Genomic DNA, 12,623 nt, shown 5'->3' with positions numbered 1-12,623 from the left:
CTCAGGCTTTTCAACCACTCGAAAGCAGAAAAGCACCGACCCAGCGGTGCTTTATCCTAATTCACACGTTCGGCCACCTCTGCAGCCATTTTCGCGATGAACTCCTGCAGCGGCATGCTGCCGAGGTCTTCACCCTTACGGGTCCGTACGGCCAGGCTACCCTGTTCCATCTCCCTGTCACCGACGACCAGCAGATAGGGCACTCGCATCAACGTGTGTTCGCGGATTTTAAAGCCAATCTTCTCGTTTCTCAAGTCCGATTCGACACGAAAACCGGCTTCACGCAGGGCTTTGACGCTGTTTTCCGCATATTTAGCCTGGCGATCGGTGATATTCATCACCACCACCTGCACCGGAGAGAGCCACAATGGCATGGAGCCGGCGTAGTGTTCGATGAGGATACCGATGAATCGCTCCAGGGAGCCAAGCACCGCCCGGTGCAGCATCACCGGCACCTGCTTGCTATTGTCTTCGGCGATATAGTGGGCGCCAAGCCGCTCTGGCATGGAGAAGTCGAGCTGGATCGTGCCCAACTGCCAGACCCGCTCCAGGCAGTCGCGCAGGGAGAATTCGATCTTGGGGCCGTAGAAGGCGCCCTCCCCCGGCTGCAGCTCGAACTCCAGCCCCTTGTGGTTGAGCGCGTCTTCCAGAGACTTCTCCGCCTTGTCCCAGAGCTCGTCGGAACCGACGCGCTGCTCCGGGCGGGTGGAGAGCTTCACCAGCACCTCTTCGAAACCGAAGTCACGGTAGACCTCGAACAGCAGGTCGATGAAGTCGGAGACCTCGGAGAGGATCTGCTCCTCGGTGCAGAAGATATGGGCGTCGTCCTGCACGAAGTTGCGCACCCGCATCAGTCCATGCAGGGTGCCGGAGGGCTCGTTACGGTGGCAAGAGCCGAACTCGGCCAGGCGCAGCGGCAGATCGCGGTAGCTCTTCAGTCCGTGGTTGTAGATCTGGATGTGGGCCGGGCAGTTCATCGGTTTGATCGCATAGTCCCGGTGCTCAGAATGAGTGGTGAAGATCATGTCGCCGAACTTCTCCCAGTGACCCGACTTCTCCCACAGGCTTCGGTCGATCACCTGAGGCGTGCACACCTCTTGGTAGCCGTGGTTGCGCAGCTTGTCGCGGATGTACTGCTCGATGCTCAGGTAGATGCTCCAGCCCTTGTCGTGCCAGAAGACCATGCCCGGCGCCTCTTCCTGGGTGTGGAACAGGTCCTGCGCCTTGCCGATTTTACGGTGGTCGCGCTTCTCCGCCTCCTCCAGCCGGTGCAGATAGGCGTTGAGCGCCTTCTTGTCGCACCAGGCGGTACCGTAGATGCGCTGCAGCATCGCGTTGTCGGAGTTGCCGCGCCAGTAGGCGCCCGCCACCTTCATCAGCTTGAAGCCCTTGCCGAGTTTGCCGGTGCTCGGCAGATGCGGGCCGCGGCAGACATCAAACCAGTCGCCTTGACGATAGATGGAGACCTCTTCACCCTCGGGGATGATGTCCTGGATGATCTCGACCTTGTAGTCCTCACCCAGCTCGGCAAATGTTTTGATCGCCTCGGCTCGATCCCACACCTCACGCTGCAGTGGCAGATCGCGCTTGACGATCTCGTGCATGCGCTGCTCGATCTTCTTCAGATCGTCCGGCGTGAAGGGCTCTTCGCGGGCGAAGTCGTAGTAGAAGCCGTTTTCGATGGCCGGACCGATGGTGACCTGGGTGCCCGGATAGAGTTCCTGCACCGCCTGGGCCATCACATGCGCGGCGTCGTGGCGCATCAGCTCCAGCGCCGCCTCATCACGACTGGTAATGATCGCCAGCTCACTGTCCGCTTCCATCAGGAAGCTGGCGTCCACCAGCTCTCCATTGACCCGACCAGCCAAGGTCGCCTTTGCCAGGCCTGGTCCGATGTCGGCCGCCACCTCGTAGACGCTGACGGGGTTGTCGAATCTACGGGTGGAACCGTCCGGGAGGGTGATGACAGGCATGTCTCTTTCCTTGTCAGTGGTGGCCCATACGAGAGGCCACATAAAAAAAAGCCAGGCCCCAAGAAGCCTGGCTGGCTATTCGATTGCGGTGTTCCGGGTGTACCCACCCTGCCGCGCTTGCACTCCAGGCACGAGCAAGCCTCTGCTAGAGCTAAGCGGCGGATATTCTATCGTCTGCGAAGGTCAACGCAAGCAGTTGCTGATTGAACCGGATCGCAGATCGAAACACGTACCGCCCCTATGGAAGATCGCCCACTTCCAGGCGAAACGGGCGGGGTTTGAAGCCGATGTCCTGCTCTGCCTCGGCATGGTCGAAGACCATATCCTGGTTCATCCTATCAACCATCGCGACCGACCAATCCTGGAAACGCCTGAACCTGCGCAACAGCAGCAGAACCATCTTGAAGGCCCAGCGGGGGATGGAGACGAGCCGCTCCTGTTTATCCATGCAGCGAAAGATCCTCAGCACCATCTCTCTATAGCTAAGCTGTTCGCTGCCAGAGATATTGTAGGCCCGGTTTTTTATTTCGGGCAGATCGAGCGCAGCCTGGCAGGCCTGTGCCACATCTTCTGCGTGTATGGGTTGTCGCAGCCCCACCCCTTCGCCCAACAGTGGAAAAAAACCAAACCGATTGATCATCCGGGCGATCTCGGAGATGTTCCGATCTTTGCCCAGGCCATAGATCAGTGTCGGTCGCAGCACCACCCATTCGATGTCATGTTTGCCGGCCCACTCGGCCAACATCGCTTCTGAGGTCCTTATCCCTTCCACAAGCCGCTGTTCTGCTGGACTCTCTGAGCGGGATTTGGTGAACAGGCTGGTGGTACTCAAGACAACGACCTTGCGCGCACCCCGAGCCTCCAGCATGGGGAGCAGCTCCGCTAGCACCCAGATCGGAGCCAGCGAGATCCAGTGGGTGATCTCCACCCCTTTCGGGTTCCAGACCAGCGAACCCGGCTGCAGGTTTGGGTTTTCGCTCTCTGGCTTGCGCCGGGAAAAGGCGGCAACCCTGCAGTTTGACGCGACCAACCTGGGAAGCAGAGCCGCCCCGACCAGACTGGTCGCGCCAATCACACCGTATATCTTATCAGCCACGCCGTTTTCCCACTTTGCAACTGGCACTGTGCAGCAGATGATAGAGCGCCGTCGCGCCAAATCTGAGCCAGACTCCCAATCCCACCAACCACATCAACACACCAGGGTACTGGTGTTTGAAAAACTTGCGGTAGAACCGAATCATGCCCCTGTGTTTATGCCAGGCAACAAAGATGGGTTTGCCTAGGCCGCAGACGCCGCGATAATGGATGATCTTTGCATCCGGTACAAACAGGATTTTCCAGCCCTTGCGGCGAAAGCGCATACACCAGTCCAGATCCTCGCAATGCAGAAAATAGCCCGCATCGAGCGGCCCGACATCTTCCAGGGCATTTCGACTGACCAGCATGCAGGCGCCGGAGATCGCCTCGACCTCGATCGGCTGCTCAGGCAAGGGCTGTTCGTGTAGATGGAAATCGAAAAACAGCCGCGGCCAGCGATGAGAGAGACTATACAACCCAAACGCCCGGACAAATGAGCGCCAGGGCGTCGGAACAGCGCGACGCCCTCCACCCTGCTCAGTGCCACTCGGATTCAGCAGCAAACCCCCGACCATACCAGTATCCGTGTAGGACTTATGAGCGCTCACCAACCGGGCCACACAGCCAAGCTCCAGCAGGCAATCGGGGTTTAAAAACATCAGGTAGTCCCCACGAGCTCGCTCAAGGCCGATATTACAAGCAGCAGCAAACCCCAGGTTGGTTCGATTTCGGATCAGATGGATATGGCTTTCAGCGGGAAAACGGGCCTCCAGCAGCGCAAGACTATTATCCGAAGAGGCATTATCAACGACAATGATCTCCTCTGCCTGGTCCAGGCTCGAGGCGATGCAATCGGCCAGCATGGGGCCGGCATCATGATTCACAATGATCAGCGAGACTGGCGGCACCCCCATGCCATCGCTTTCCACTATCCTACCTGACACCTGTTTTTCCATGATTCAGCGCAGGGGGAGTATACGTTTATCCAGGGCATGCCAGATATCTTTGATGGAGGCAACCCGAGCCGCCTGAATCTCTCTGCGCTTGCGCCACATCATGGGCACCCCCTTGATGGCATCCCACTTTGCGCGTAGAACCAACCGCCCCTGCCCGCGCAGGGCAAACACGACGATCGCCATAAGATTCATGGCCAGATGCAGAGGGAGTAAGAGCCAGAAGAGATAGCCAGGCATATTCTTAACAAACGCCCAGAGAAGATTGCGGTGCCCATGATAGACGGCAAAATCACTGCGCTTCCCCCCCGTAGTGGCCGAGCCCACGTGTAGGGCCACAGCATCGGGCACTAGCATACAATGGTAGCCCGCAAGTCTGAAGCGGAATCCCAGATCCACATCCTCGACGTAGCAGAAGAAATCCTCATCGAACAGCCCCACCTGCAGCAGAGTTTCAGTTCGATAGAGCGCAGCGGCAGCACAGGGGCTGAATATCTCCCGCTCTTCAGCAGGACGGGATGAGCGCAGTTGGCCGTGAGCATCGCGCCAGACCTGGCCGCTCATGTGGTAAACATCACCCAAACCATCCCAGGTATCCCGCTTGTCTGCCACCACCAGACAGGAGGCGAACGAGGCGGCATCGGGATGGCGTTCTGTTGCGGCCAACATCTGCTGCAGCCAGTCCGGCGCGAGGTAAGCATCTGGGTTAACAAGCGCAACGAAATCACAATCATCCAAGTGCTTCAGAGCGACATTATTGCCGCTCGCGAAACCCTGATTGGTTGGCAGTTGAATAAAGTCGACCTGAACTGCCAGGTCATCAATAATTGCGTCCGCCCCTATTTCACTCGCATTGTCAATAACCACAATATTGCGAAATGGAATTATCTGCTTCTCCAGTGCAGCGATACAATTGAACAGATGCTCCCAGCAATTCCAGTTAACAATCAAAGCGGCCACACTATGAGCCGCACCTAGATTTTCTACTTTGTGCGTAACCATAGTTTGCAAGGTACGGAGAATTCACATACTAACCGCATCAAAATACTCAAAAGGGAAGTTAGAAGGAAAACCTACTGACATGCGATGATGTGCGTTCAGCGCGAATACACCAAGGTGCCCTACAATAAAAAAGGCGCCATAATCATCTTAGCGGCATGAGAAAGGAAGCCTTTGGAGTGACTGCCCAGCATATGCGGCAGGCATCTAATAGGCCGCTTGAAGTCCACATATTAATTAGCAAAAGCTATATCCTGCCATTGTAAAATCACAAACAGCGTCCACAACCACAGCGGCTGCTCGTTACGGCCAGAAAAATGATCATCAAAATCTTCTCTAATTGCATTGCAATCAAGCAAATTAGAGAACACTCCATTTCTCCCTGAATCGAGCAAATCGTATAATCTGTCCCGCATTTCCAACACCAGATCACCCACAGGCACTGAAAACCCCATCTTTGGCCGAGTCAGAACTTCCTTAGGAAGATCCCGTTCAAAAGCCCTCCTAAGAACGATTTTTCCATCATTGGAATCAAGCTTGTAATCATCAGGAAGACCCGATACGAATTCAATGATTTTTGGAGATAAGAAAGGGAAACGACCTTCCAAGGAATGAGACATGAGTATCTTATCCGCCTTGGCCATAAGGTTCTCAGGAAGCCATGTTTTAAGGTCATACGCGAGCATACCGCTCAACAACGATCTTTCCTCAAAATATATCCTCTGAAGGCATAATCGCGAAGGCGGTACCCCCTGTATAACACGTGCTGCACGCTGCCTAAAATACCAACTAAAGTCCAGAAAATGATTAAATTCTTTCCGCTGAGACGATGGAGGAGCCCCCAATACATGCTTGTATTGCTGATAGCCACCAAGCATCTCATCACTACCCTCACCAGACAAAACAACAGTAACTTGCTCTTTTATATAGTCGCAAAGAATATGAAGAGGAAAACACGCAGGATCGGCGATGGGCTCATCCATCGCCGTAACAACACGTTCAAACCGCGCAGCAATCTCCTCCGGGGATGTCTCAATAGCGAAGTGGGGTAAACTAAATCTCTCAGACACAGCTTGCGAATAAGAAAATTCATTCAAATCAGGGAATCCGATATTGAACGAGGTCAAGGAAACGCCTATATCTGCACACAGAGATGCAATCGCACTTGAATCCAAACCACCACTTAGAAGAAGCCCTACTGGGACATCGGACATCTGTTTCTGTTTAACTGACTCACGAAGCAATCTCTTCAATTCTACTGCCGCTTCATCAGCACTTAATTCGCAGCTATTTTCATTCAGCGGTAAATCCCAAAACCTCCATGTAGAGTTTCGTCCCTGATAAATTTTTATATAATTTCCAGCCTCCACTCGCCTAATGTTTTTGAAAAGTGTATAGGGCGCTTGAGTATATCGATACGTAAGGTATGACGCCAAACCGTTTGCATCCGGGGAAAGATCCAAGCCATCAATCTTTAGCAAAGGCAACAATTCACTACTAAATACAAATCTTTTTTCATCTTCATAGAGATACAAAGGCTTTACACCTAGATGATCTCTGACAAGGTAAAACCTCCCATCACTACTAGCACGAAAATCCCATATAAAGGCAGTGAACATCCCATCCAATTTTTCAAATGATGCTTCACCTTCCTGCATAAAAAGAGCAAGAAAAACTTCCGTATCACAGTCTGTTTGAAACTTATGCCCCTGTTGTTCTAGCTCGTTTTTTATCTCGATAAAATTATAAATCTCACCGTTATATGCTATTCCGACCCTACCATCATTCGACAACATTGGCTGATGGCCATGTCCAATGTCAATTATTGACAGCCTTCTATGAGCAACCGCAAATCCCTTGCCAACATAACTTCCCCCATCGTCAGGTCCACGATGGTGTAACATGGTATCCATGCATGTAAGGAAAGATGAAACTTCTTCTGGTGTTTTGCCATTTTTCCAGATAATACCTGCATATCCACACATAATCAGTTCCCTTTGCCCGCAGCTATCTCATTAATGAGTTGGCTCCAGGAAGACAAATATCGGTCTTGGTTGAAGATATCCATCGCAGTATTGCGTGATGCCAGAGCTATTTTTTTCCTTGCACTAGGCCTCTCTGAGAGCCAATGAATTTGCTCCGCAAGCTCTTCGCTTGAATCTGCATAAAACCCATTAACACCATTCTTGATAAACAGATCCACGTCATGATTTCGTAGCGATACTGAGACTAATCCAGCCATCATAGCTTCTCCACGCGCTCGTGGCATTGGAGAGCGAACTGTCGGATTAAAGTAAACGCTGTAACGGCCCAACTCACGAACATAATTCTGGTACTTTGCGATGGCCCAGTCATTGGTTCCCACCCCATATCGATTTCCCGGATCAGGTGTTCGAAGGCATTCTAGATTGACCCTTTCATCCAAAATCTTCTTAACATCTTCATAAACAAATAGCCCGTTATAATGAGGTCGATTTCGCAGTGCATCCCTTTGCATAACTAAAACATCTCCATCACAACGAGCCGGAGGAAACTCGTCTGGAGCAAATCCATGCCAGATTGTTCTGCTATTTTGAAAGCCCCATTCTGATTCTGCTTGATGACTATTACAAACTACCGGGATATCACCAAGTAAATTTACCAAGGACATTCGTTCATCGTCCAATATTTGCCCTAAATCAGAAGCAACATAATTACTATCATACTGACCGACAAATTGCGGTGTTCCGTGACAAATTGCCACCTTCGGAAGATCAACATTATGGATAAACCAGCGTAGAGTTTCTCCCCAATCCGATGGCACAAGACCATTGCAGAGATCTGGTCGCAAAGCGCTTTCATCAAAATGCAGCACAGCCAAGTCAAAATCACTAACATCAACTTGTTCAGCAGGCAGCATACGGCAATTGGCTGGCATAGGCCGCTTTCCATACTCCCAATGCTCACATAATCCAGTACCAGCGCCAGTTACCAGCGTAAAATCATGGCCAGTTTTATATAACTCATACTGATGTGGAACATGCCAGCGATATGTCAGAATTCGCAGCTTCCGTGATCTATCAACGAAGATGGGGGCCTGCTCATAACGACGAAAGCGCTTCTGTAACCACAGATAGTCAGCGTTCTCATCTAGGTTAGAGCCAACAGATCGCGACCACCCAAGAATGGCATCGTAGGTTTTTGTACTCCATTGTCGAGACGCTGTCAGAATGTCCGGATGTTTTTCGAAGAGCCTACGGAAATTTCGCAGGGAACGTAGCGGCTTTTCAGATTCATTTGCAGATGACTCATGGGAAACGTGAATAGAAACTGTGTCCGGCAAATACTTGATACGGGCGCCAGACACATATAAACGATAGCCCATTTCAACATCCTCCCAACCAAAGCCGGAGAGAGGATCAGAAGAATAGCTGAACACTTCATCAAACAGAGGGGCCTGAAGAACCTCATTCAAGAATGCGCGCCGGATTGAAAAATTCCGTGTAATACAATTAACAAAGCTCGCTGAGTTTACTGGGTCTTGCTGTAGATTTTCAGTTTCCGCAAAAGAGGGCGAGGCCTCATGTTGCCCAAGAACTGAAAATGGTGCCTTCTCATTCGTTTCGATATTTATCGGACCAATAGAGACATCACAATCACCCTTCAAATACGCACTGTAGTGAGAAGAAAGAAAAGAACGGTTAAACATGCAATCCGCATCGACAACAATAATGATGTCGCCACAAGCCTCTTTTATAGCCTTGTTGCGACTACCGCAATTCCCTATGTTGCTCCCATTGCTCAGAATCCGGATATCAACTATCCGCTTTGCATCAGCTGTATTCCCCATCCATTTTTTAAAGTCATTTACAACAGCGACAGAGTCATCAGGAGACATGTCATCAACTAATATTACTTCGAATCTTCCGGAAAAGTCTTGGCGTCTGAGAGCTTCAAGAAAATACCGGACCTCACGCGCTTTGCGATAGAGCACCGACACAATAGTAATCAATGGCCGACTTTCCAACGTTAATGATGCTGCTTGAGGTTCAGGCTTTCGGCGTAACGATTTGGAAAATGCTGCATCGTAGATTGCTTTTGCTTCCCAGACAGCAGTTCGAATAGAGTAACGAGCAGCAATTTCATCATGGGCAGCTTCGCCAAGTTGAAGGCGAAGTTCCCGGTCTCTTACAAGCTGAATAAGTGCTTTATGCCATTCTTCTTGATCTGCAGCCAAGAACCCCGTCCTACCGTGCGCAATCGTCGCTGCAAATGTCGTAGTTGAAGAAGCAATCGTAGGAATCCCAAAGAGTGCAGCTTCAAATATTTTTAGCTCGCTTTTACAATCAGTAAAGGTATTGTTTAGCTCAAGTGGTGCGAGATTGATATCAACAGTAGCCATCTCTCTGAGCATATCCTCATAAATCATCAATGGCTTTCTGCTAATACGGTTTTCGTATTCATTGAAACTAGAAGGCAGATCAAGGTGTCCTACGATCAAAAGTTCAACATCAGGGCACTCCAAAAGTGTAGCTCGCAGGGCCTCCGCACATTCAGCAAAGTCCTCTTCGTGCGTTTTCGTGCCACTGAAGTATCCTATGCGGATTATTTTACTCAAGGACGACGATTCCGCCTGCCTACATATCTTGATATTTTCAGCGAGATCAATTTGATTCTTCCCAATGTTGTTCGGCAGAACATAGGATGGTATTCCCAGTTTCTCCACTCTCTCCATGAGGGCAAAAGTTGAAGCAGTAACAACATCAGACATTTTCATGGTTTTAGCAACGCCCTCCATGAAGGAAAGGGTTCGTTGTAAATCTTCGTCACCATAGCCATTAGTAGCTCGGAGAAGTGAAATCTGAGACGAATCGAACACAAAGTCGTCTATATCAAAAATAACTGGCCGCCCGTCATTTTTAAATTGATTGATCAGCACATCAATATTGGGTGACCAAACAATGCGATTGAGAACTAAAATATCTGCATTTATCTTAGTATTATCAGTGAGTTCGCTATCGCGGATAACCTGGCATTCATATCCAAGCTCCACCAATGCTTCTGAATAATTGATGACTCTGTAAAGTTGAGTCATCAAATCATGCTCATTAATGATGTACGCGATTTTACGAGAATTCGATGATGTTTCAACGACAGCATGACTTAATTCAAGATGATCATCTCTATGATGTACTTCTGCCGCTGCACCGTTATTCTTTCGGAATTCATCCACCACTCGAATATTGGAAGAGTGTTGCGTCATTTCTAGTGCGAAGGCGTTAGAGCGCCCCAAGAGCATACGGAAGCCGCCTTCGCGAAATCTTCTCGAAATCCGGAGATACAACCCATCAAATCCCCACTGCCGTATAGCTACTGGCACATTCACAAGCGCGTTAATCAGAGATTTTTCTATCTTAATAGCGAACAAGTACTTATACTTAAGATATCTAAGCGGGCGCGTCACTCGCCATGATGTGGATTTTTTGTATTCATTGATAGCATAATCTCGAGCAACTATAGATTGGTCTCTCTCTTTTAGAGCCATCTGCAATGATGCAATTACAGCATCACGCTCGACCATCCTCTTGTTGAGGTCATTAATCTTCTCCTCCTGCTCAGTATAAGTCTGATTCAAATCTGAGATATGTCCCTCACGCTCGGCTAAACCTTGGTTCAAGGTGCTAATCTCTTCCTCTCGCTCAGTTACGGTCTGATTCAAATTGGCGATACTCCCTTCACGTTCGACCAAGTTCTGATTGAGGGTGGTGATCTCCTCATCACGCTCAGTTACGGCCTGATTCAAATTGGAGATACTGTTTTCACGTTCGGCCAACTCCTGATTGAGTGTGGTGATCTCCTCATCACGCTCAGTTACGGCCTGATTCAAATTGGAGATACTGTTTTCACGTTCGGCCAACCCCTGATTGAGGGTGGTGATCTCCTCATCACGCTCAGTTACGGCTTGATTCAAATTGGCGATAGTCCCTTCATATTCGGCCAACCACTGATTGAGGATGGTAATCTCCTCATCACGCTCAGTTACGGCCTGATTCAAATTGTCGATAGTCCCTTCACATTTGGCCAACCCCTGATTGAGGGTGGCAATCTCCTCATCCCGCTCAGTTACGGTCTGATTCAAATTGGCGATAGTCCCTTTACATTCAGCCAACCCCTGATTGAGGGTGGTGATCTCCTCATCCCGCTCAGTTACGGTCTGATTCAAATTGGCGATAGTCCCTTTACATTCAGCCAACCCCTGATTGAGGGTGGTGATCTCCTCATCCCGCTCAGTTATGGCCTGATTCAAATTGGAGATGCTGTTTTCACGTTCGGCCAACCCCTGATTGAGGACATTGATCTCCTCATCACGCTCAGTTACGGCCTGATTCAAATTGGCGATAGTCCCCTTATTTTTCGCCAAATCCTGATTTAAGGTGTTTATCTCATGTCGTTGTACGATGCGATCACCCAAAAAAGCAAACAACTTTTTTGCGTTTTCTGCATATTCCTTATTCGACCACTCAGCTATGATGGCTTTTACTTCATCAGATGGTGCAGACCCGACAAATAACACACCAAGCCCGAAAGAATGATCAAACTCAATACTTGGGTAGATTTGCTGCAGTTCTTCCCATAGTTTAAAGACACCAAAACCACGCTCCCTAACATTGATATCATGAAAAAGAATGACGCCATTTTTCGACATTTTTGGCAGCCACGTTTCAAAATCATGCTTAACTGCATCATATGTATGCAGCCCATCGATATGCAAAAGATCTATGGAGCCTTCACTGAAATAAGGTGCAGCATCATCAAACGTCATCCGCATCAGCGTTGAAAATCTTGAATAATGCTTATTATGGTATTCACTAAGGTCCTGAAATACCTCTTCTCCATAATAAAATGAGTGTTCATCCCCTAACCATGTATCTACCGCATAGCATTTGGAACCTAATTTACTTTCCACCACTGTTTGACAAAAAGCGAGATAGGAATTACCCGTATGGGTGCCTAACTCAACAAATATTCTTGGATTTAGCCAGGTTATAAGAGTAGAACCAAACGGTATATGTCCTGACCATGCTGATGAACTCAATCGGGCAGGATTAATCAAGACAGGTTCATTCATGTGGTGATCAAAAATCATTTAACTGAATCTTCTGAATAAATGAATTAACGTCAGGCCCACAAAGCAAATGGGCATATTTCTTAATTCGGCTTAGTGGCCAGTTCCACCACTGAATATCACATAATTTCTTAATATGTTCGTCATTGAATCGCTGCCTAATTATTCCAGCTGGATTTCCAGCTACAATCTGGTAAGGCGGAACATCTTTTACCACCACGGAACAAGCACCAATAATTGCTCCATTACCAATGGTCACACCAGAGAGGATAGTTGCACCAAACCCAATCCACACATCATGACCAATTGTGGTCGGCCCCTTACTAGCAGGATGACCATCTTTTCCAGCCAATTCATCTCCCAATGCTATCCGTAAAGGGTAGGTTGTAACCCAAGCGGAATTATGTTCTCCGCCAGCAAAAATAGTCACGTTATCAGCAATTGAACAAAATGAGCCAATCTCAATCCGCTCATCTTCATCCCACAGCATTAAACGAGGCTCTCCATATGTAAATC

The 12,623-nt window shown here is 49.3% G+C and carries 7 protein-coding genes; all 7 read right to left on the bottom strand.

Annotation, left to right across the window (positions count from 1 at the left end; translation table 11 throughout):
• Positions 1-56: 56 nt before the first annotated feature.
• The gene (gene thrS, locus L0Y14_RS06080; protein WP_006474004.1) at positions 57-1,973 is read right to left on the bottom strand and encodes a threonine--tRNA ligase; all 1,917 of its coding nucleotides are present in this window, start codon (positions 1,971-1,973) and stop codon (positions 57-59) included.
• A gap of 238 nt (positions 1,974-2,211) precedes the next feature.
• Entirely contained in the window at positions 2,212-3,069 is an 858-nt protein-coding gene (locus tag L0Y14_RS06075; RefSeq protein ID WP_039960350.1) for an NAD-dependent epimerase/dehydratase family protein, read from the bottom strand.
• Positions 3,062-3,994, bottom strand: a complete 933-nt coding sequence (locus L0Y14_RS06070) for a glycosyltransferase family 2 protein (protein WP_305790623.1) — start codon at positions 3,992-3,994, stop codon at positions 3,062-3,064. Before L0Y14_RS06070 ends, L0Y14_RS06075 begins: the two co-directional genes overlap by 8 nt.
• Positions 3,995-4,009: 15 nt before the next feature.
• Positions 4,010-4,963, bottom strand: coding sequence for a glycosyltransferase family 2 protein (locus tag L0Y14_RS06065; RefSeq protein ID WP_240991586.1), 954 nt, complete (start codon positions 4,961-4,963; stop codon positions 4,010-4,012).
• Positions 4,964-5,235: 272 nt separating this feature from the next.
• On the bottom strand, positions 5,236-6,987 hold the full coding sequence (gene asnB / locus L0Y14_RS06060) for an asparagine synthase (glutamine-hydrolyzing) (RefSeq protein WP_006473999.1): 1,752 nt from the start codon (positions 6,985-6,987) through the stop codon (positions 5,236-5,238).
• 2 nt (positions 6,988-6,989) lie between these two features.
• Positions 6,990-12,128, bottom strand: a complete 5,139-nt coding sequence (locus L0Y14_RS06055; protein ID WP_251859279.1) for a class I SAM-dependent methyltransferase — start codon at positions 12,126-12,128, stop codon at positions 6,990-6,992.
• On the bottom strand, positions 12,118-12,597 hold the full coding sequence (locus tag L0Y14_RS06050; RefSeq protein ID WP_270104664.1) for a CatB-related O-acetyltransferase: 480 nt from the start codon (positions 12,595-12,597) through the stop codon (positions 12,118-12,120). Before L0Y14_RS06050 ends, L0Y14_RS06055 begins: the two co-directional genes overlap by 11 nt.
• Positions 12,598-12,623 lie beyond the last annotated feature (26 nt).

Origin of the sequence: Candidatus Endoriftia persephonae (assembly GCF_023733635.1) — a bacterium.
Taxonomy (GTDB): Bacteria; Pseudomonadota; Gammaproteobacteria; order Chromatiales; family Chromatiaceae; genus Endoriftia; species Endoriftia persephonae.
This window is presented reverse-complemented; position numbering and strand designations above follow the sequence as displayed.